The sequence below is a fragment of the Burkholderia glumae LMG 2196 = ATCC 33617 genome, from assembly GCF_000960995.1.
Lineage (GTDB): Bacteria > Pseudomonadota > Gammaproteobacteria > Burkholderiales > Burkholderiaceae > Burkholderia > Burkholderia glumae.
The window spans coordinates 3,256,853-3,277,953 of sequence record NZ_CP009435.1; the positions used below are offsets into that span (position 1 = coordinate 3,256,853).

Here is a 21,101-nt window from a genome sequence, read left to right on the forward strand (position 1 = left end):
AACGGGCATCGCGCCGGCGCGATGCCCGTTTTGCGTTGCGACGTCCGGCGCCGCCGTGACGGCGCGCGCATGACGGTGCGTCACGGTGCGCTTGCGGCGATCCTCGGCGTGGCCGTCTCGACGTCGCCGCATTGCGCGCGGTGGCGCAGCGCGTGGTCGATCAGCACCAGCGCCAGCATCGATTCGGCGATCGGCGTGGCGCGGATGCCGACGCAGGGATCGTGGCGCCCGAACGTCTCGACGATGGCGGCGTCGCCGGTCTTGGTAATGGAGCGGCGCGGCGTGCGGATGCTCGAGGTCGGCTTGATCGCGATCGACACGGTCAGGTCCTGGCCCGTCGAGATACCGCCGAGGATGCCGCCCGCGTGATTGCCGACGAAGCCCTGCTCGGTCAGCTCGTCGCCGTGCTCGGAGCCGCGCTGCGCGACGCTCGCGAAACCGGCGCCGATCTCGACGCCCTTCACGGCGTTGATCGCCATCATCGCGTGCGCGATGTCGGCGTCGAGCCGGTCGTAGAGCGGCTCGCCCCACCCCACCGGCACGCCCGAGGCCACCACCTCGATGCGCGCGCCGATCGAGTCGCCGTCCTTGCGCAGCGCGTCCATATAGGCCTCGAGCTGCGGCACGATCGCGGCGTTCGGCGCGAAGAACGGGTTCTCGTGCACCTGGGCCCAATCGACGAACGGCACCTCGATCTCGCCGAGCGCGCTCATGTAGCCGCGCACCTCGATGCCGAAGCGCTCGCGCAGCCACTTCTTCGCGACCGCGCCCGCCCCCACCACGGGCGCCGTCAGCCGCGCCGAGGAGCGGCCGCCGCCGCGGTAGTCGCGGATGCCGTACTTCTGCCAGTAGGTGTAGTCGGCATGACCGGGGCGGAAGGTCTCGACGATGTTGCCGTAGTCCTTGCTGCGCTGGTCGGTGTTGCGGATCAACAGCGCGATCGGCGTACCGGTGGTGCGCCCCTCGAACACGCCGGACAGGATCTCGACCGCATCGGGCTCCTGGCGCTGCGTGACGTGGCGCGACGTGCCGGGCTTGCGGCGGTCGAGCTCGAGCTGGATGTCGGCTTCCGTCAGCGCCATGCCCGGCGGGCAGCCGTCGATCACGCAGCCGATCCCGGGGCCGTGCGATTCGCCGAAAGTCGTGACAGTGAAAAGCTTTCCGAGGGTATTGCCGGACATGAGGAGCCGTTCCAGAGAGAAAATCGGGGAAAGCGCCATTATGCCAGCGGCCCCGCCGATCGCGCAGACAACGCCGTGCCGCCACGCGCCGGAGCGCCCGGCACGCGGCGCGGCGCCCGAACCCACTTACCTGCGCGCGCCGCGCAGCTCGGCGACCACCTGCTGCAGCAGTTCCGGCGTGGCCGCCGAGGCCGCCACCGGCTCGCCGACCGCGAGCGTGAGCCGGCTCATCGCCCCCTTGCGCAGCGGCCGCGGCCAGCGGGCGTCGTGGTGGCGCGACAGCCAGCTGCCCCACAGCCCGCGCAGCGCCAGCGGCACGACCGGCACCTCGGCGCGGCGCAGGATCTCGCTCATGCCGTGGTGGAAGGTATTCACCTCGCCCGTCCTGGTCAGCTTGCCTTCGGGGAAGATGCAGACCAGATCGCCCGCCTTCAGCGCGGCCTCGCAGGCGTCGTAGGCCCGCACGAGCATCTGCGGATCCTCGTGGCGCGGCGCGATCGGGATCGCCTTGGCATGGCGGAACGCCCAGCGCGCGAACGGCGTGGCGAAGATCCGGTGATCCATCACGAAGCGGATCGGCCGCGGGCTCGCCGCGGCGATCACCAGCGCGTCGACGTAGCTGACGTGGTTGCAGACCAGCAGCGCCGCGCTCTGCTCGGGAATCCGCTCGGCATGCACGAGCCGGATCCTGTAGAACGTGTGGACCAGCGCCCAGGCGAGGAAGCGCAGCAGGAACTCCGGCACCAGCGAATAGATGTAGGTGGCCACCACCACGTTCAGCAGCGCCGTGACGAGGAACAGCCCCGGAATGCCGACGCCGAGCTTCGTCAGCCCCATCGCCATCACGGCCGAGGCCACCATGAACAGCGCGTTGAGGATGTTGTTGGCGGCGATGATGCGCGCGCGGTGGGTGGGCGCGCTGCGGCTCTGGATCAGCGCGTAGAGCGGCACGCTGTAGAGGCCGCCGAACATCGCGAGCAGGAACAGGTCGGCCAGCACGCGCCAGTGGGCGGCCCGTGCGAGAAACTCGCCGACCGAGAGCAAATGCGTGGGCGCGGGCAGCGCGTGGCTCGCGAAGTAGAGGTCGATCGCGAACACGCTGATGCCGATCGAGCCGAGCGGCACCAGGCCGATCTCGACGCGCCGCCGCGAGAGCCGCTCGCAGAACATCGAACCGAGGCCGATGCCGATCGAGAACGTCGCGAGCAGCACGGTCACGACGTCGGGGTTCGCCGACAGCACGTCCTTCGCGAACGGAAAGAACGAGGTCAGGAAGGTCGCGCCGACGAACCACAGCCACGAAATGCCGAGCAGGCTCAGGAACACGGTGCGGTCCTGCCCGGCCAGCCTCAGGTTGCGCCAGGTTTCCGACACCGGGTTCCAGTTGATCACGAGCTCAGGCTGCGGGGCCGGCGTCGCGGGCACGGCCGCCGAGACCAGCCGGCCGAGCAGCGCGATCGCCACGCAGGCCGCCGCGAGCAGCAGTTCGCCGCGCCCCTCGATGCCGGCCGCCGCGCCGCCGATGAGCGTGCCGATCAGGATCGCCACGAAGGTGCCCATCTCGACGAGCCCGTTGCCGCCCACCAGCTCATGGCCGTTCAGGTGCTGCGGCAGATACGAATACTTGACGGGGCCGAACAGCGTCGAGTGCATCCCCATCATGAACGTGCAGAGGTAGAGCAGCGAGGCGGCGTGCATGACGAAGCCGGCCGCGCCCACCAGCATCAGCGCGATCTCGAAGGTCTTCACGAAGCGCGTGAGCCGCGCCTTGTCGTACTTGTCGGCAATCTGGCCGGCGGTGGCCGAAAACAGCATGAACGGCAGAATGAACACGGCCGAGATCAGGAACGCGGCCGTGTTCGCGTCGACGCCGCTGAACTTCGCGGCCTGGAACGTGATCAGCGAGGTGAAGCCGATCTTGAAGACGTTGTCGTTGAGCGCGCCGAGGAACTGCGTGGCGAAGAACGGCGCGAAACGGCGCTCGCCGAGCAGGTCGAACTGCGAGGCATGCGCGCGGCGCGCGGCGCGGCGGGAGGTGGGCGTGGTGGTGGAATCGCTCATGCGCTTGGCGCGCGAAGCAGTGGCGCCGCCCGCGCGATCAGTATCGGATCGAAAACGGCCGGCACGCGTTCGCGGTCCGGCCGTGGCCAGGCGGGCGGCTCGTGGCACGCCCCATCAAGCAAACCGCCGGTGGGAAGCGGGCGGCGGCGTCAGTTGGCGACGGGCTTGGGCTGGACTTCGCCGTCCGGCTCGGGCGGCCAGTCGCGGATATAGGCCTTCAGCATGCGGTTCTCGAAGCTCTGCGCCTCGACCACCGTCTTCGCGACGTCGTAGAACGAAATCACGCCCATCAGCACGCGCTTGTCGAGCACCGGCATGTAGCGCGCGTGGCGTTCGAGCATCATGCGGCGTACTTCGTTCACGTCGGTCTCGGGCGTGCAGGTGAGCGGCTCGTCCATCACCTTGCGCACCTGCACGTCGCCGATCGCGCCGCCGTTGGCCTTCAGGCGCAGAATGATTTCGCGGAACGTCAGGATCCCGACCAAGTCGCCGTACTCCATCACGACGAGCGAGCCGATGTCGTGCTCGGCCATCGCGTCGACTGCTTCGCGCAGCGGCGTATCGGGCGTCACCGTAAACAACGTGTTGCCCTTGACTTTCAGAATATCGCTGACGCGCATTCTTGCCCCCAAAACTGGATGGTACTGAACCGGCTTCCGATCCTATCGGAAACCCCATCAAAAGGAAAGCGCACGGCGGCGCCGGCCAGGCCCGGCGCGGGCGCCCGCGGTTGCGGCGCGGCGCGGCCCGCCGCACAATGCACCTTGACCACAGCGGCCAGCCGGCCGGAGGAGACGGCAATGACACGCTCCGTGCATACCGAGCGGTTTACGAGCTTCTCGCAGTTCTATCCGTTCTACCTGAGCGAGCACCGCCATCCGGTGTCGCGGCGCCTGCATTTCGCAGGCTCGCTGGGCGTGCTCGGCTGCCTCGCGCTGGCCATCGCCACCGGCCGCTGGGGCTGGCTGCCGGCCGCCGTGGTGTGCGGCTACGGGTTCGCCTGGGTCGGCCATTTCGGCTTCGAGAAGAACCGCCCCGCCACGTTCCGCCATCCGCTCTACAGCCTGATGGGCGACTGGGTGATGTTCAAGGACATCTGCCTGGGCAAGATCCGGCTGTAAGGCGCGGCCGTTTGCGCCGGCCCCGGCGGCCCGGGGCGTCGTATTGCGCTTCCGGCAGCGGGGCTCGCGACGCCGCGGGACGGCCGGCGGGGCCCCGCCGCTCACGCCGTGCGGGGCGGCGGCGCGGCAGCCGGCGCGCCCTCGCCGCCCGCTTCCGGCGCGGCGCGGTTCACGAGCAGTTCGGCGAGCGTCACGCCGAGCCCCTCGCCCGCCAGCGCGCGCAGCAGCGCCTCGCCGTCGAGCACGGCGCGCCCGCGCTGGAGCTGGTACATCAGCTCGTCGCGATCGACCACGAAGGCGTCGAACAACTGCCCGAGCGTGAGCCGCTCCGGGCTCGCCAGCAGGATGTAGCGCATCGGCCCGCCGCCGCCGCTGTCGAGCCGCGCGATCCATTCACGCTCCTCCATCGTCGCCAGCAGCCGCTGGGCGGTTTCCATGCCGCAGCGCACCATCACCGCGAGCCGCGCCACCGAACGGCCGGGCCGGCCCTGTTCGCGCGCCTCGGCGAGCCGCGCCAGCAGGGCCAGCGCATCGAGCAGGTCGCTGCCGGGGTAGCCGATCCGGTGGAACTGGCCGATGCGGATCGCCGGCAGCGCCGAGGCGATCATCGCGCCCGCCAGCGTGATGAGCCAGCTCAGGTAGACCCAGAGCAGGAACAGCGGCACCGCCGCGAACGCGCCGTATACGGCCGTGTAGGTGGGAATGCGCCGCACGTAATAGCCGAAGCCGCGCTTGGCGAGTTCGAACGCGAGCGCCGCGCAGACGCCGCCCACCACCGCGTCGCGCCAGGCCACCGTGCAGTTCGGCAGATAGACGTAGAGCAGCGTGAAGGCGACCACCGTCAGCGGCAGCGAGGCGGCCGTGAGCAGCCATTCGAACGACGACGGCGTGGCCGGCGCACCGGCGAACGCGAGCGACTTGGTGAACAGGTACGACGAGATCGACAGGCTCACGCCGAACAGCAGCGGCCCGAGCGTGATGAACGCCCAGTAGGCCAGCACGCGCTGCGCGAACGGCCGCGGCTTGCGCACGCGCCAGATCACGTTGAACGCCGACTCGATCGTCATCATCGTCATCACCGCGGTCACGACGAGCACGATCAGGCCGGCCGTGGTCAGCCCCTTGGCCTTCGCGGAGAACTGATTCAGGTACTTGAAGATCTGGTTGTTGATCTGCGCCGGCATCAGGTGATCGGCGAGGAAACTCTGCAGCGACGCCTGGAACGACGAGAAGATCGGAAACGCGGTGAACAGCGCGAACGCGACGGTGACGAGCGGCACCAGCGCGAGGATCGTGGTGAAGGTCAGGCTGCCCGCCACCTGCGGGATCCGATCCTCTCCGCCGCGCCGGGCGGCGAAACGGGCAAGGCGTTTGATGGTGTCGAGGTCGACGCTGAGCTTCGGCAACGGCTTTCTCCTTCGGGCAACATGCACGCCGCCGCGCGTCGCGGCGGTCGCCCCCCTATAATAGCCGCTCACTCTCGAAGCCTATGAAAGACATCCTGGTGCTCTATTACAGCCGCCACGGCACGACGCGCGAACTCGCGCTCGCGATCGCGGCCGGCATCGATGCCGTCCCCGGCGCGCAGGCGCGCATCCGCACCGTGCCGCCCGTATCCACCGTCTGCGAGGCGAGCGAGCCCGAGATTCCGTCCGACGGGCCGCCCTATGCGGAACCGCGCGATCTCGAGGAATGCGCCGGCCTCGCGCTCGGCTCGCCGACGCGCTTCGGCAACATGGCCGCGCCGCTCAAGTATTTCCTCGACGGCACCACCGCGCAGTGGCTCGCCGGCGCGCTCGGCGGCAAGCCCGGTGCCGTGTTCACGTCCACCGGCAGCCTGCACGGCGGGCAGGAATCGACGCTGCTGTCGATGATGCTGCCGCTGCTGCACCACGGCATGCTGATCGTCGGCATTCCCTATACCGAAAGCGCGCTGAGCACCACCGACGCCGGCGGCACGCCCTACGGCGCCTCGCATCACGCGCGCAGCGGCCACGGCGGCGTGCGCGCCGGCCTGTCCGACGACGAGCGCACGCTCGCCGTGGCGCTCGGCACCCGGCTCGCGCAGGCCGCGCTGCGGCTGGCCGCGCCGCAATGAGTGGCCCGCAATGAGCGGGCCGGCCGCCGTGCGCGCCAGTCACGCGCGGCTCGCGCTCGGCTGCCTGCTCGCGCTGATCGCGCTGTCGCTGGCCTGGGAGCTGTGGCTCGCGCCGCTGCGCCCCGGCGGTTCGGCACTGATGCTGAAGGCGGTACCGCTCGCGCTGATGGTGCCGGGCGTCTGGCGGCGCAGCCTCTACACGCTGCAATGGGGGGCGATGCTGATCCTGCTCTACTTCGCCGAGGGCGTCGTGCGCGGCATGACCGACGGCGGGCTGTCGGCGCGGCTCGGCTGGCTCGAATGCCTGCTCGCGCTCGGCTTCTTCGCCGCCGCGCTGGCCGGCGTCGCACCGTTCAAGCGCGCGGCGCGCCAGGCGAAGGCCGCCGGCCGGCCGCCCGCCGCCCCCGCTCCCCGCGCCGCACGCGCCGGCCGCTCCGTTACGGAGCCGGCGGCACTGCGGCACGGCAAACCGGCCGGCGCGCGGCGTGACCAGCGCGCGCCGCGCCGCCCATCCTGACCGAGTTCGAGACCTTCGCGATGAGCCTCTCCCCTGCTTTCCTCGATGCCTGCCGCGCCGCGATCGGCGCCGAGCACGTACTGACCGGCCCGCACGACACCGCGCCCTACGTCACCGACTGGCGCAAGCGCTATCACGGCGCGACCGGCGCGGTGCTGCGCCCCGGCTCGACGGACGAGGTCGCGGCCCTGGTCCGGCTGGCGGGGGCGCATCGCGTCGCGCTGGTGCCGCAGGGCGGCAACACCGGCCTGGCGGGCGGCGCGACCCCCGACGCGAGCGGCACCCAGGCGGTGCTGAGCCTCGGGCGCCTGAACCGCGTGCGCGAGCTCGATGCGCACAACAACACGATCACCGTCGAGGCCGGCGTGATCCTGGCCGAGATCCAGGCGCGCGCGCAGGACGCCGGCCGGCTGTTCGCGCTGAGCCTCGCGGCCGAGGGCAGCTGCACGATCGGCGGCAACCTCTCCACCAACGCGGGCGGCACCGCGGTGCTGCGCTACGGCAACACGCGCGAGCTATGCCTCGGTCTGGAAGTGGTGACGCCGCAGGGCGAGATCTGGAACGGCCTGCGCGGGCTGCGCAAGGACAACACCGGCTACGACCTGCGCGATCTCTACATCGGCGCCGAGGGCACGCTCGGCATCATCACGGCGGCGGTGATGAAGCTGCATCCGCGCCCGGCCGCGCAGGTGACGGCGCTCGCCGCGCTCGAATCGGCCCACGCCGCGCTCGATTTCCTGGCGCTCGCGCAGCGCGCGGCCGGCCCGCTGCTGACCGGCTTCGAGCTGATGTCGGATTTCTGCATGCGGCTCGTCGGCAAGCACTATCCACAGTTGCGCTACCCGTTTGCGGGCACTCACGCGCAGACGGTGCTGCTCGAACTGTCCGACAACGAAAGCGAGCAACACGCGCGCGCGCTGTTCGAGGCGATGATGGCCGAGGCCTTCGACGCCGGGCTCGTGAGCGACGCGGTGGTGGCCGAGAACCTCGCGCAGTCGCGTGCGTTCTGGGATCTGCGCGAGCACATCCCGCTCGCGCAGGCCGACGAGGGGCTCAACATCAAGCACGACATCGCGGTGCCGATCTCGTCGATCGCGCGCTTCATCGACGAGACCGACGCGGCGATCCAGCAGGTCGCGCCCGGCGCGCGCATGGTCACCTTCGGCCACCTCGGCGACGGCAATCTGCACTACAACGTGCAAACGCCCGAGGGCGGCGATGCGAAGGCGTTCCTCGCCGCATTCCAGGCACCGATCAACCGCGTGGTATACGACAACGTGCAGCGCCACCACGGCACCATCAGCGCCGAGCACGGCATCGGCCAGCTGAAGATCGACGACGCGCAGCGCTACAAGTCGCCGGTCGAGGTGGGGCTGATGAAGACGCTCAAGCAGGCGTTCGACCCGCTCGGCCTGATGAATCCCGGCAAGGTGCTGCGCTGAGCCGCCCGCGGGGAGCCGCCAGGCCGATCCGCGTACACGGGCCGGCCGACCGGGTGGTGCCGGCCGGCGACATCCGCGACCACGCCTAGGGCTTGCGCTGGGCCGCCGAAAGCGTCGAGCTCGGCGAACCGGCTGCGCTGGTCGCGCCGCCGCGGGTCCCCGGCCTACCGCCAAGTCAGCTGCGGTAGACAACGACGCGCAAGTCGCTCGAAAATGGACCTATCGAACAGGCACTGAGTCACGAGAACGATGCGAATTCAGATAGCGTCAGACTTGCACCTCGAAGTAATAACCCGTCACTTCCCACGCGAGCGACTCATTCAACCCGCCCCTGAAGCAGAGCTTCTGGTTTTGGCAGGTGATATCCACAACGGCTCGGCCGCGCTTGATCTCTTTAGGGACTGGCCTGTCCCGGTCGTCTACGTCGCGGGTAATCACGAATTCTACGACGGGTCCATCACGACGGTTCTGCAAGAACTCGAGTCGGAATCGAAAGGCACGCCGATACATTTTCTCGAACGCCAATCTTATGTAACCGGCGACCTGCGAATTCTGGGTTGTACTCTCTGGACAGACTATCAGCTCTACGGTTCTGACGAGGAGAGTCAGCGCTGCGCGCAAAATTATTCAAATGCTCATCTGTGCGACCGACGGGCCATCACATCGGGCTCGGGATGCCCATTCACTGCGCAGCTCGCATTGGAGGAACATAAACGGGCTCGGTCGTGGCTCGCATCCGAATTACGCCGGCCGTTCGCCGGCAAAACGCTTGTCGTCACTCATCATGCGCCCCACCCTCTTTCAATAAGCGAAAAATACCAGGGCAGTCCGTCCAATCCAGCGTTCGTGAGCGATCTCGGCGACCTGATTGGCGGCGCGCAATTGTGGATACATGGCCACTGCCACGACACCGCCGATTATCGGATCGGAGACTGCCGGATAGTTGCCAACCCCCGAGGCTACGCGCGATGGTCGGGCGCTCCCGAAGCGGCGTCCGAGTTGACTTTCGAGAATCCGCGGTTTGCGCCGAACCTCGTCATTCACATCTAGCAGGCGGTTGCAGCACCTCGAGCCACCGAGAAGTCGGCGCGCTCGGCGCCGGCAAGGCCAAACGCGCTACTTCCTTCGGCCCGCAGCCACCGGACGGTTGGCAGAGGTCTGCTTCGTTGCCGAAGCAGGCTTCGGCGCGATGCGCTCGTGCGGTTCAACGCGCTGAGACGCGAGGCCGTCGTATACGCCGGACTCGGATAGTTCCGACGCAATTTCCTTCAGCGTTGCAATCACGATGCGGATTGCCGGCGTCATCGCGCCCTGGCTCGAGCTGGCAAGGGTCACGAAGCGAGTGATGCTGGGCTTGACGATTCTTGATGCGCGCAACCGTCCAGAGCGCACGTCGGGGGCGATTGCCCACGGCCCGAGCACAGCATATCCGCGCCCCGTAGCAGCCACCTCGCGCTGCACCGCCAGCGAGTCTGCCTCCAGCACGATCCGAAGCTCGATGCCGGCCCGGCGAGCCTCATCATCCAACAGATTTCGTAGACGGTTGGGCCGCCCCGGCAATATCAGAGGCAAACCCGCAAGATGCTTGAACTCGACGCTCTTGCGCTGCAGTACGGCTGCGTCGGGGGCACCGACGAGATAGGTCTCGATTGTCGCGAGCGTTGCGATCCGCTCCGTCGTCATGGCGCGTTCCGCATGGAAAAGGATAGCGAGGTCCACGCGTCCACTGTCCAGCCACGTCTCAACCTCGCCCAATTGACTCTCGCGAACGTTCAGACGGATGTCCGGATAAGAGGCCAGTTCAAAAACCCTGCTCAGCTCGTCTGAAGATGTTCCAACAGATGATCGAGCAGCCAAGTTTGAGGAATGCTTCGTGAATGTAGGCACGTCGCTCGAAGCGAGTGCGTAGGCGCCGGAAATTGTGGAGCCAGGAATGCGTACGTTCGACCACCCAACGATACTTGCCCAGACCACTGCCATGCTCGGTCCGGCGCTTGGCGATCACGGGCTTGATACCGCGTTCGCGCAACGCGCGACGATGTCGGGTGGAATCGTAGCCGCGATCGGCGTAGACGACGCCGGGCTTCTGAAGCGGTCGGCCACGAACGCCGCGAATGGGTGGAATCGCATCAACGAGCGGCAGCAACTGCGTGACGTCGTTGGTGTTCGCGCCAGTCAGGATCGCAACGAGAGGAACGCCGTTGGCGTCTACGAGGACGTGGTGCTTGGAACCGGGTCGCGCGCGATCGGTGGGGTTCGGGCCAGTTTTTCGCCCGCCCCAACGGCGCGCACGGACGACGAATCGACCGCAGCGTATGACAGATCGATTTGGCCGGCCGCACGCAACTTGTCGAGTAGCAACTCGTGCAGTTGGTCCCATACACCAGCCTTTTGCCAGTCGCTCAATCGCCGCCAGCATGTGGCGCCCGAGCCAAAGCCCAGACGAGTCGGCAAGTGGTTCCAACGAATTCCCGTTTTGAACACGAACAGGATGCCGTTGAGAGCCGCACGGTCGGACACGCGCGGGCGACCAGGATCGCTCTTCGCTCGAAGCTTCGCAGGTGGCAGCAATGGTTCGATCAGTATCCACAGTTCGTCGTCAATGATTGGCGCTTCCATCCTTGGACTTCCGTTGTTCTGATGCCCAAGGTTAACAGCTTGCCGAGGAAGTAAACAGCCCCTCTCGGGAGTTTTTGAACTGGCCTCTAAGCGTCGTTGATGCGCTCACATAGCTTGGTCATCAGCGGGTGAGCCGTCGACGGCAAAATGCCGATTCGCACTTCGCCATATGGAGCGCCCGACGAGGTGCGTATGTCGTTGAAAAGCTGGTCGGTGTCCGCAATCCAGGCACGGATTCTGGGAATGATCTGTAGAAGTCGCGACCCGATCTGACAGTTACCCGTTCCGACGGTGCGTGACTGTCAGATCAGATTCAGGTGGCTCACTTTCTCCTTCCACACCTCCTTGCCCGCGATGAGCGTCTGCAAAGGCGTGCGACCACAACACATCTTACCTTGATGCGTTCGCTCGCCGTTGTAGTACATCAGCCAAGTATCGAGATCGACCTGCAGTTCCGCCAGCGTCAGATAGAGCTTGTGGCGGAACGCGACCTGATAAAACTCCTGCAGGATGGTTTTATGGAACCGCTCGCAGATGCCATTGGTCTGCGGATGTCGCGCCTTGGTTTTGGTGTGCTCGATGTCGTTCAGCGCCAGGTACAGCTGATAATCGTGCGATTCCGGCTTGCCGCAATACTCCGTGCCTCGATCGGTCAGCATGCGGATCACACCCATGCCGTGCTCCTCGAAGAACGGCAACACCCGGTCATTGAGCAGATCGGCCGCCGTGATCGGCGTCTTGGTCGTGTACAGCTTGGCCATCGCCACTTTGCTGTAGGTGTCGACGAAGGTCTGCTGGTAAATCCGGCCTACGCCCTTGATCGTGCCCACGTAGAACGTGTCCTGCGAGCCCAGATAGCCGGGATGAGCGGTTTCGATTTCGCCATGAGCCACATCGTCGTCCTGCTTTCTTTCCAGCGCGGCCACCTGGTCCTCGCTCAGCACGATGCCTTTTTCAGCGACCTGCTTCTCCAGCGCCACGAGCCTCAGCTTGAAGGACGACAACGCGTGACGCAGCCAGATCGAACGAACGCCGGATGCAGACACGAAAATGCCGCGCCGGCGTAATTCGTTGCTGACCCGAACCTGCCCGTGGGCGGGCTGCTCGATGGCATAGGCCAGCACGGCGATTTCCGTCGCTTCATCGACTCGATTCTTGGGATTCGGCTTGCGCCGATTGCTGTCGAACAGGGCATCGACGCCGCCCTCGGCCACGGCGTTCTGATAGCGGTAGAACGTATCGCGCGACAGCCCCATCACCTTGCAGGCTTTCGACACGTTGCCCAGCTCGGCGGCCAGATTCAGCAGACCGATCTTGTGGCGGATGACATTTTGGTTGAGACTACTCACGGGGTTACTCCTTGGCGCTTGCGCGCTGTTTTGATGAAGATTCGCACCTCTATCAAAACGGGTAACCCCGCCTCTTGGCAAGGCCTTACTGTCAGATCAAGTCTGAACTTCTACAAATGATCCGCTCTCCGAATCCGGTCAGCTTCACGCCACGCCCGGTCCTTTCGAACAGGCGTCCGCCGCACTCGCGCTCGAACTCGGCAATCTGCCTGCTGACGTTGGACTGCACGGTCTGTCGAAGTGCAGCAACGCGGCTGATGCTTCCCAGCTCCGCCACCTCGACAAACAACTTGAAGGCGTCCCGTTCCATCGCTTCCTCCACCTATCTCTATGGAAGCATATCTGAATTCACACCAATGCGCCTATCGGCATGAATTTTCAACGCATAGACTGCTTGAAAACACGACGTGACTGCTCCCCTCATCGTGACTCACACGACTGAGCAGCACTGGAGACAGCCGTATGCGGACCTCCCTCGAATCGAGATATGCGGCAGGCAGCACCATCCTCAATGCGAACCCCAGGTGCGTGCACCAGCGTTGATGCGGCACGTGCCCTCGTCGTAGGTCAATGCGACCTCCAGGCCGCGAATACCAAACCGGATTGCCCGTTCCGGGAGCGTTCCCAGCGCTCCCGGCGGGCAATGCCGTGCCATACCAATACTCAAAGGAGACAGCAGAGATGAGAATGGACCGGAGCGCGCGCGTTCGCCGCAAATTGACTCCAAGCTACCTCGCCGTTGCATCGATTTCCATCTGGACCGGGGTGGTTCAGGCCCAGCCAGCCCCGTCGGCCCCTTCTGCTCCGATTCAGTTGTACGGCTTGGTAGGCACATACATCGCCGAGTCAAAGGTGAGCGGCGTGCCTCGAGGTAGCGTCGTGCTGGGAGGTGGCGGCCTGATGACGTCGTTCTGGGGGCTGCGCGCCAAGGAAGACCTCGGCGGAGGGTATGCCGCTGTCTTTGTGCTGGAAAGCTTCTTTCGTCCGAATACGGGCCAGCTGGGAAGAAACGCCACCGACGGGTTGTTCTCGCGCAATGCCTACCTGGGATTCACAAGCCCGTACGGCATCTTCCGACTGGGCGAGCAGACGACGCACACGTACCTCAATCAGATTCTGCTGAACCCGTTCGGTTCTTCCGTCGTGTTCTCTCCTCTCGTCGTGCAGTCGTACACCGCCGCATACAACAATACCGTTGTGGGCGACACCGTCTGGGACAACGTCGCAAGCTATGAGAGTGCGTCGTATAGGGGCCTCACCGGCACCGTGCAATATGGCGTCAGCGGAGCAAGCGGCCACCAGGGGAAGGATAACCTCGGCCTGCATCTCAACTATGAGAATGGCCCGCTTCAGGTCGCCCTGTCCGCGCAGCGTGTCCGGATGGCGGTCAATCTGCCGAACGTGCAGCAGTATCTCTACCTCGCCGGCGCTACGTACAACGCCAACTTCGCCAAGTTCTACGCCGCGATGCAAACGACCAATACGACGACCACCGAGGTGGGCTCTCATACTTACGAACTCGGCCTCTCGATTCCTGCTACGCCGACCGCCGCGGTGCTCGTCGAGTGGGCGAGGACGACGCAGTCAGCACCGAAAGAAAAGGACTCGATTCGGAACACGGCATCCGTCGGCTACGACTATTACCTGTCGAAACGCACCGACGTCTACGCCGTCTATTCCTACGACAAGCTCAGCGGCAAGCCCTCCGGCAGCACCTACGGCGTGGGTATGAGACATACCTTCTAAGAGGCCAGTTCAAAAACTCCCGAGAGGGGCTGTTTACTTCCTCGGCAAGCTGTTAACCTTGGGCATCAGAACAACGGAAGTCCAAGGATGGAAGCGCCAATCATTGACGACGAACTGTGGATACTGATCGAACCATTGCTGCCACCTGCGAAGCTTCGAGCGAAGAACGATCCTGGTCGCCCGCGCGTGTCCGACCGTGCGGCTCTCAACGGCATCCTGTTCGTGTTCAAAACGGGAATTCGTTGGAACCACTTGCCGACTCGTCTGGGCTTTGGCTCGGGCGCCACATGCTGGCGGCGATTGAGCGACTGGCAAAAGGCTGGTGTATGGGACCAACTGCACGAGTTGCTTCTCGACAAGTTGCGTGCGGCCGGCCAAATCGATCTGTCATACGCTGCGGTCGATTCGTCGTCCGTGCGCGCCGTTGGGGCGGGCGAAAAACTGGCCCGAACCCCACCGATCGCGCGCGACCCGGTTCCAAGCACCACGTCCTCGTAGACGCCAACGGCGTTCCTCTCGTTGCGATCCTGACTGGCGCGAACACCAACGACGTCACGCAGTTGCTGCCGCTCGTTGATGCGATTCCACCCATTCGCGGCGTTCGTGGCCGACCGCTTCAGAAGCCCGGCGTCGTCTACGCCGATCGCGGCTACGATTCCACCCGACATCGTCGCGCGTTGCGCGAACGCGGTATCAAGCCCGTGATCGCCAAGCGCCGGACCGAGCATGGCAGTGGTCTGGGCAAGTATCGTTGGGTGGTCGAACGTACGCATTCCTGGCTCCACAATTTCCGGCGCCTACGCACTCGCTTCGAGCGACGTGCCTACATTCACGAAGCATTCCTCAAACTTGGCTGCTCGATCATCTGTTGGAACATCTTCAGACGAGCTGAGCAGGGTTTTTGAACTGGCCTCTAAGGGCGCTTCCAGCGCGGGATCACCGTGCCGGTGCGAATCGGGAGATTCGTGTCGGCATTTTCTCAGTTCCGACCTACGGCGCCTTGAACAGCCACCGTGGAGCAGCCCCCTGAAACACCGGACACAGTCACCCACTTACAATAACGGGTAGGCATAAGACCGTGTTTTTGACTCACACCAGGCAGGAAGTGATGGACGTGTTGACGGGCCCGGAGCGTCGGCGGCGCTGGACGGCAGAGCAAAAGCTGGCGATGGTTCGCGAGAGTTTCGAGCCGGGGAAATCGGTTTCGATGGTAGCGCGCCAGCACGGCGTGAATCCGAACCAGCTCTTTCACTGGCGCAAGCTTTACCAGGATGGAAGCCTGTCGGCGGTCAAGGCTGGCGAGGAAGTGGTTCCGGCCTCGGAGCTGGCCGACGCGCTCAAACAGATTCGCGAGCTGCAGCGCATGCTCGGCAAGAAGACGATGGAGAACGAGATTCTTCGCGAGGCTGTCGAATACGGCCGGGCAAAAAAATGGATAGCGCACTCGCCATCGTTGCCGGAGGACAGCCAGTGAAACTGGTCTGCGAAGTCCTCGGCGTGTCGCGCTCGAACGTATCGGCACGCAGGTCACGCGAGGCGACTTGGCGCGACGCACGGCAGTCCAGAGCGACCCACGATGCACCAGTCGTCGAAGCCATTCAGCGGGTGATCAGCGAGCTGCCCAGCTACGGCTATCGACGCGTATGGGGAGCGTTGCGCCGCGAGCGCATTGCAGCGGGACAGGCACCGCTGAACGCCAAGCGCATTTACCGCGTAATGCGCATGCATGGCCTGCTGATGCAACGCAGAGCGACACCGGTTCGGCCGCAGCGCCGTCACGATGGCAAGGTTGCGGTGGAGCGCAGCAATCAACGGTGGTGTTCCGACGGCTTCGAGTTTCGCTGCGACAACGGCGAGCCGTTGCGCGTGACGTTCGCACTCGACTGCTGCGACCGCGAAGCGATGAGCTGGGCGGCCACGACGGCCGGCCATAGCGGCGACATCGTGCGCGACGTGATGCTGGCTGCGGTGGAAAGCCGGTTTGGGGATGTGCTGCATACCGAGTCCGAAATCGAGTGGCTGAGCGACAACGGCTCGGGCTATACGGCCGAGGAGACGCGTCAGTTTGCGGCGCTGCTCGGCCTGAAGCCGTTGACCACGCCGGTGTGCAGCCCGCAGAGCAACGGCATGGCGGAAAGCTTCGTGAAGACCATGAAGCGCGATTACGTCGCTATCATGCCGAAGCCGGACGCAGCGACCGCGGCCAGGAATCTGGCCATCGCATTCGAGCACTACAACGAAAAGCATCCCCATAGCGCGTTGAAGTACCGCTCGCCTCGCGAGTTTCGACGTTCGACGGATTCAGCAACCTAAGTGGGTGCCGTGTCCTGAGTTACGGGGGCAACTCCACACCGGTCTCGAGTGACACGCTGCCCGGTCGAGTCAAACAGAAAAATCGCCGCGCATCCGGGCAACGCGCGGCGATGATTCGAAAGCTACTGCTGCGAGGCGAATTTTCCTTGCCGCTGAAGACGCTGCAAGCGGCCGTCAGGGTGATATGTCTTCGAGCGAGCGATTGGTCGTCTCAATCATCGCGCGCGAGGCGAGCAGCCCGACCATGGTCGTTGCGGCAAACATCAGGAACACCGCGGAAATCCCATGGCCCGACAGGACCACACCGACAATCGCAGGTGCCGCTGCGGATGCCGCGCGCAGCCACGAGGTTGCGAGCCCGGTTCCAATTGCCCGCATGCGGGTCGGATAGATTTCAGGCGTGTAGAGATAGAGCATGACCGTCGTGGTTCCCATCACGGCGTAGGCCGATGAGCCCAGCAACATCACCGACCAGGGGCTGCCCTTCGCGAGCGTGCCGAGTATCAAAAGCAGCACGCCGCTGACCAGGAAGGTCGCCATCGCCCAACGGCGGCGCCCGGTACGGTCGACCAGAAAAGCACAGAGCAACACGGCGCCGGCGCTGAGCACGTTCGATAGCGACGCCATGTGCAGGGATTCTCGCAGCGGCAGGTGATACACCGTGTGGTACAGGCTCGGCAGCCAGTTGTTGATGCCATTGGCCACGAAGTAAGAGCTGGCCCACAGCACCCATACAATCAGCGTGCGGCCTCGGTAGACCTCCGAGAACAGCTCTCTGCACGACGCCTTCTTCCTCGACTGGCTCGCGTCGCGAAGCTTTGAGAGGCGCCGCTCTATCTCAACCCAGTCGCGCCCGGCGTCGAGGTTGCGACGCGTGGTGCTGGCCTCGATCTTTTCGATGACGCGCTCCGCTTCATCGTAGCGGCCCTTCGAGATGAGCCAGCGAGGCGACTCCGACAGACGGGCGATGAAGAACGTGACGACAAGACCAGGAATCGCGCCAACCAGGAACATGCACTCCCAGCCGTAACGCGGGACCACGAATGCGCCGACTTGCGCCGCGCCGAGCAGGCCCAACGGAAAAATCAGCTCGTAGATGAGGAAGAAGCGGCCACGGCCATGTGCCTGGCTCTGCTCGCTGATATAAGCGGCCGCTACCGGCACTTCGCCACCAACGCCGATACCCTGCAGGAACCGCGCGAGGAAGAGAAGCTGGAAACTCCCCGTGAACGCACACGCAATGCCCATGACCGACATGATTCCAACCGTCGCGGTCGCGCTGGGCACGCGTCCGAAGCGCTCGGCGATCCAGCCAAAGGCTAGCGCCCCGACAAACTGCCCCAGATACCCCGCGGCGATGAGCACGCCAATCTGCATTGGCGAGAGATGCCACAGGCCGACCAGCACCGGCAAGGCGAAGGCGAGCGAGAGTGCGTCGAATGCATCGAAAAACGTGGCACTGCCCATGATGATTCGGGCCTTTGTGTGCCACCGGCTGAATGGAACGTTCTCGATACGGAAAAGCAGCTGTGCTGCGCGTGCTACAGGTTCAGACTTGTGGCTGGCCATAGAGTCGGAGCCGACCACGGCGCCCGCCAGTATCTTGCCCATGTTGTCTCCATCCAATCCATCGACCGCGGGCTCGACCCTGGCCCACTTATCTATCGTTTGTCCCGGCCCCCTCGGTGCTGCAATCGGGTAAGGTCGCTCACGACAGGTCTGGTCATATGACTGTTGTTCCAATGCTCTCGGATGAGAGAGCGGGCGAAGCGTCACGCCTCGCCCGGCGGGCCAAGTCCTTCCCGGACTCGGCCATACTGCCCACGACTCACGTACGCTCGCACGTGATGGCGCGGCATCGCCCCTTAGTCGACGAGGCCGGCCGAGCGCAGTGCCTGTGCGATTTCGACATCGGCACCTTCCTGCAGCGGCAGCAGCGGCGAGCGAACCGTTGCGTGTTCAAGAATGCCGCGAGCGACCAGACCGTGCTTGAGCGCGACCGTACCTTCCATGTGCGAGCCGCGGTGGTACACCGAGCGCGTGACGGGCAGCAGGCGGTCGTGGATGGCGCGCGCCGCCTTGTAGTCCTTCGCCTTGCCGGCCTTGATAAGCTCGATGAGCGGTTCCGGTGCGAGGCTGCCGTAGCCGACCAGCGCGCCATCGACATCGAACATCGTATGCAGCAGATATTCGTCGTGGCACGTCAGGATTTGCAGTTCCGGACGTTCGCGGCGGACCACGGGGATTTCCGTGTCCCAACGGCGCATGTTACGCACGCCGTTCTTCATCGCGAACACACCCGGCTGGGCAGCGATCTCGAGTTGGGTTTCGAGGTTGTACGTCGCCTTCGTGACGTCCGGATACTGGAACAGAATCAGCGGCAGGCCGCTTTCTTCGTGGATGGCGCGATAGCGGTCCTGCGGGGCGCCCTTCTGGTAGCCGAAACGCAGCCAGCCGTGCGACGGATAGACGAGGCCCGCCGACGCGCCAGCCTTGACAGCGCGCTTCGCTTCCAGCGCCGCGACCTGCGTGCCTTCCAGCGTGATGCCGGCGATCACCGGGATCTTGTTGTCGACCGACTTGACGAAGGCCTCGATGACCTTCTGCTGCTCGTCGGGCGTCATGAACGTACCTTCACCGGCGTGCCCCAGAACGGTCAGTCCTTTGACGCCTTCGATGCCCCCGAGCCAGGAACCCAGACGCTGAATGGCTTCGTAATCCACGGCGCCGTCGCGGGTGAAGGGAGTAACGGGAGCGGGAACCAAGCCCTTGAGGTCGATGCTTTTCATGCGGTCTCCGAAGTGCAAAGCAGTTGCGTGTCTGGACGTATCCCCGTTCGGGGCACACATCCCACCGTCCACCCGCGCTGAGGGCTTGGGCTGTCTTGCCTGCGCGTCACGCAGCGGGAATGGAGACCAGTGTAGGCTTCGAAGTGATAGCGAGAAAGGCATGGTGATGCATTTCAGCTATCTCACAAATGAGATGGCTTTCGACGTGACTCGGCGCTTGGCCGGTGCCTCGCTCTCGTCAACAACGAATCCGCGAGGAACGGGATGCGCAAGGTCATGAAACCCGAGCGCAAAGCCAACCTAGTAACAACCCTGGCGCGTTTCCAGGTGCAGCGGATCACGCTGCGCTGATCGCGGCCTGGCAGGCGACCGGCATGAGCACGCCGAGCGAGGCATGCAGGCGCTGGCGATTGTCATCGCCCTCGAGTCAATCCGAGGGGCGTCGCAGCGGTAAACGACAACGGGCGTGCCACCAGCACGCCCGTCGAAAGGCTCGGATGCGGCGCGCCCGGCCGCAGCCGGCCGGCCCGCCGGGGCCGCGAACGGATCGCCCGCCCGCCTCAGTCGCGCGGCGTTCGCCGCGCCGGCTGGCGGACCCGCACCGGCACCAGCCGCTGCTGCAGGCCGCCGCGCAGCAGATCGCGCGCACCCACCACACCCATCAGGCCGACCACGGCCGCCAGACCCAGCATCACCCAGTGCGCGCTCATCGCATTTCTCCGTCAGTCCATCAGTGCAATGGCTCAACAGTAGCAAACCACAAAGGTTTCGAGCGTAAAAAAGTGTTGCCGAACCGAAAAGCAACGTTAAACGCGCGGCCGCGCCAGCGCTGGCCCGCTCAGGTCGCGCGCGTGAAGCGCTGCAGCGTCTCGATGTCGGCCTCGATGATGGCCGGCAGCGACTCGCGCATGAAATCGACCCAGGTGCGAATCTTCGCGTCGAGATATTGGCGCGACGGGTACAGCGCGTAGATATTCATCACGTGAGAGCGATATTCGGGCATCACCCGCACGAAATCGCCGGCACGCAGCCCGGCGATCGCCGTATGCAGCGGCAGCACGCCCACCCCCATGCCCTCGCGGATCGCCACCGCCAGCGCCTCGGCCACATTGACGCAAAACGAGCGCTGGGCGGGAGGGAAATGCTCCTCGCCGTCCGGCCCGACCAGCGTCCAGTCGTCCCAGACGAAGCCGGTCGCCACCATCCCGAGGCAGGCGTGCGCGTCCAGATCCTCGGGCCGCTGCGGTACGCCATGCCGTTCGAGGTAGTCGGCCGACGCGCAGGCAACGCTGAAGGTCTCCCCCAGACGCTGCGAGACCAGCCCGGAATCGGGCAGATGCCGGTCCACCACCACCGATACGTCGAAGCCCTCGTCGAGCAGGTCGGGCAGGCGCTGCGCGAGCGTCAGGTCCACCTGCACCTCGGGATAACGCTGCCGGTAACGCGCAATCATCGGCACCGCGTAGTGCTGGCCGAGGCTCGTCATGCTGTGGACCCGCAGCTTGCCCGACGGACGGGCATGCGCGTCGCCGGCCTCCGCCTCGGCCTGATCGACGTAGGCGAGGATCTGCTCGCAGCGCTGCAAGTAGCGCTCGCCGGCCTCGGTCAGCGCGATCCGGCGCGTGGTGCGATTCAGCAGACGCGTGCGCAGATGCGCCTCCAGGTCCGACACCGCGCGCGAGGCGTAGGCGGTGGTCGAATTCAGCTGCTGGGCGGCAGCGGTGAAGCTCCCCGCATCGACCACGCGCACGAACACACGCATGTTCTGAAGCGTATCCATACCGACTCCCCCTTCAATGCGAGCAAATTGTTGCACAGTACCGCAGCAATATTGTCCCAGAAAACGTAAAAATGCCTTGCGGTCT

Annotated in this window: 20 protein-coding genes; 8 read left to right on the forward strand and 12 right to left on the reverse strand. The window is 65.2% G+C overall.

What is annotated here, in order from left to right:
- Positions 1-80: 80 nt before the first annotated feature.
- From aroC to KS03_RS27260, 3 genes are all read right to left on the reverse strand, one after another.
- On the reverse strand, positions 81-1,181 hold the full coding sequence (gene aroC / locus KS03_RS27250; RefSeq protein WP_015876149.1) for a chorismate synthase: 1,101 nt from the start codon (positions 1,179-1,181) through the stop codon (positions 81-83).
- A gap of 126 nt (positions 1,182-1,307) precedes the next feature.
- Positions 1,308-3,242, reverse strand: coding sequence for an MFS transporter (locus tag KS03_RS27255; protein ID WP_015876150.1), 1,935 nt, complete (start codon positions 3,240-3,242; stop codon positions 1,308-1,310).
- Between the two features lie 149 nt (positions 3,243-3,391).
- Positions 3,392-3,862, reverse strand: coding sequence for a CBS domain-containing protein (locus KS03_RS27260; RefSeq protein ID WP_015876151.1), 471 nt, complete (start codon positions 3,860-3,862; stop codon positions 3,392-3,394).
- Positions 3,863-4,042: 180 nt separating this feature from the next.
- Between KS03_RS27260 and KS03_RS27265 the strand changes: the two genes are divergently transcribed.
- Entirely contained in the window at positions 4,043-4,363 is a 321-nt protein-coding gene (locus KS03_RS27265) for an Mpo1-like protein (protein ID WP_026051341.1), read from the forward strand.
- Between the two features lie 101 nt (positions 4,364-4,464).
- Here KS03_RS27265 and KS03_RS27270 read toward each other — a convergent pair whose 3' ends face one another.
- Positions 4,465-5,769, reverse strand: coding sequence for a YihY family inner membrane protein (locus KS03_RS27270; protein ID WP_035983455.1), 1,305 nt, complete (start codon positions 5,767-5,769; stop codon positions 4,465-4,467).
- Positions 5,770-5,852: 83 nt separating this feature from the next.
- Here KS03_RS27270 and wrbA point away from each other — a divergent pair, with 83 nt between their 5' ends.
- The 4 genes from wrbA (at position 5,853) to KS03_RS30595 (ending at position 9,470) form a co-directional block, all read left to right on the forward strand.
- Complete coding sequence (gene wrbA, locus KS03_RS27275) at positions 5,853-6,461, forward strand: NAD(P)H:quinone oxidoreductase (protein ID WP_015876154.1); 609 nt, start codon at positions 5,853-5,855, stop codon at positions 6,459-6,461.
- Between the two features lie 10 nt (positions 6,462-6,471).
- The gene (locus KS03_RS27280) at positions 6,472-6,978 is read left to right on the forward strand and encodes a DUF2069 domain-containing protein (RefSeq protein ID WP_015876155.1); all 507 of its coding nucleotides are present in this window, start codon (positions 6,472-6,474) and stop codon (positions 6,976-6,978) included.
- 20 nt (positions 6,979-6,998) lie between these two features.
- Entirely contained in the window at positions 6,999-8,420 is a 1,422-nt protein-coding gene (locus tag KS03_RS27285; RefSeq protein WP_015876156.1) for an FAD-binding oxidoreductase, read from the forward strand.
- A 249-nt stretch (positions 8,421-8,669) separates the two neighbouring features.
- Positions 8,670-9,470, forward strand: coding sequence for a metallophosphoesterase (locus tag KS03_RS30595; protein WP_015876157.1), 801 nt, complete (start codon positions 8,670-8,672; stop codon positions 9,468-9,470).
- A 66-nt stretch (positions 9,471-9,536) separates the two neighbouring features.
- Here the strand turns inward: KS03_RS30595 and KS03_RS27295 are convergent, their stop codons facing one another.
- The 4 genes from KS03_RS27295 to KS03_RS27305 all read right to left on the reverse strand — a co-directional run bounded on the left by KS03_RS27295 (position 9,537) and on the right by KS03_RS27305 (position 12,698).
- The gene (locus KS03_RS27295; protein ID WP_232252239.1) at positions 9,537-10,307 is read right to left on the reverse strand and encodes a LysR substrate-binding domain-containing protein; all 771 of its coding nucleotides are present in this window, start codon (positions 10,305-10,307) and stop codon (positions 9,537-9,539) included.
- Positions 10,222-11,039 (reverse strand): IS5-like element ISBugl2 family transposase gene (locus tag KS03_RS30600; protein ID WP_085962356.1). Its coding sequence is split into 2 segments (ribosomal slippage): positions 10,222-10,691 and positions 10,691-11,039, totalling 819 coding nucleotides; the frame shifts between segments, so codons are not numbered across the junction. The genes KS03_RS27295 and KS03_RS30600 overlap by 86 nt, the downstream gene beginning before the upstream one ends.
- 302 nt (positions 11,040-11,341) lie before the next feature.
- On the reverse strand, positions 11,342-12,388 hold the full coding sequence (locus tag KS03_RS27300) for an IS481 family transposase (RefSeq protein WP_015877383.1): 1,047 nt from the start codon (positions 12,386-12,388) through the stop codon (positions 11,342-11,344).
- Between the two features lie 91 nt (positions 12,389-12,479).
- The gene (locus tag KS03_RS27305) at positions 12,480-12,698 is read right to left on the reverse strand and encodes a helix-turn-helix domain-containing protein (RefSeq protein WP_017433679.1); all 219 of its coding nucleotides are present in this window, start codon (positions 12,696-12,698) and stop codon (positions 12,480-12,482) included.
- A gap of 377 nt (positions 12,699-13,075) precedes the next feature.
- Here KS03_RS27305 and KS03_RS27310 point away from each other — a divergent pair, with 377 nt between their 5' ends.
- The 3 genes from KS03_RS27310 (at position 13,076) to KS03_RS27320 (ending at position 16,447) form a co-directional block, all read left to right on the forward strand.
- Positions 13,076-14,134 (forward strand): porin, encoded by a 1,059-nt coding sequence (locus tag KS03_RS27310; RefSeq protein WP_035982980.1) that lies wholly within the window; start codon positions 13,076-13,078, stop codon positions 14,132-14,134.
- A gap of 87 nt (positions 14,135-14,221) precedes the next feature.
- Positions 14,222-15,039 (forward strand): IS5-like element ISBugl2 family transposase gene (locus KS03_RS30605; RefSeq protein WP_085962357.1). Its coding sequence is split into 2 segments (ribosomal slippage): positions 14,222-14,570 and positions 14,570-15,039, totalling 819 coding nucleotides; the frame shifts between segments, so codons are not numbered across the junction.
- A 203-nt stretch (positions 15,040-15,242) separates the two neighbouring features.
- A protein-coding gene (locus KS03_RS27320) for an IS3-like element IS1417 family transposase (RefSeq protein ID WP_085962358.1) occupies positions 15,243-16,447 on the forward strand; the annotation gives its coding sequence in 2 pieces (ribosomal slippage) (positions 15,243-15,558 and positions 15,558-16,447; 1,206 coding nt in all).
- Positions 16,448-16,621: 174 nt separating this feature from the next.
- Here the strand turns inward: KS03_RS27320 and KS03_RS27325 are convergent.
- From KS03_RS27325 to KS03_RS27335, 4 genes are all read right to left on the reverse strand, one after another.
- Positions 16,622-18,016, reverse strand: a complete 1,395-nt coding sequence (locus KS03_RS27325) for an MFS transporter (RefSeq protein WP_371821526.1) — start codon at positions 18,014-18,016, stop codon at positions 16,622-16,624.
- Positions 18,017-18,312: 296 nt separating this feature from the next.
- Positions 18,313-19,236, reverse strand: coding sequence for a dihydrodipicolinate synthase family protein (locus KS03_RS27330; RefSeq protein ID WP_015876163.1), 924 nt, complete (start codon positions 19,234-19,236; stop codon positions 18,313-18,315).
- Positions 19,237-19,796: 560 nt separating this feature from the next.
- Entirely contained in the window at positions 19,797-19,946 is a 150-nt protein-coding gene (locus KS03_RS32380) for a hypothetical protein (protein WP_017433449.1), read from the reverse strand.
- Positions 19,947-20,074: 128 nt separating this feature from the next.
- On the reverse strand, positions 20,075-21,016 hold the full coding sequence (locus KS03_RS27335) for a LysR family transcriptional regulator (protein WP_015876164.1): 942 nt from the start codon (positions 21,014-21,016) through the stop codon (positions 20,075-20,077).
- Positions 21,017-21,101: the final 85 nt, after the last annotated feature.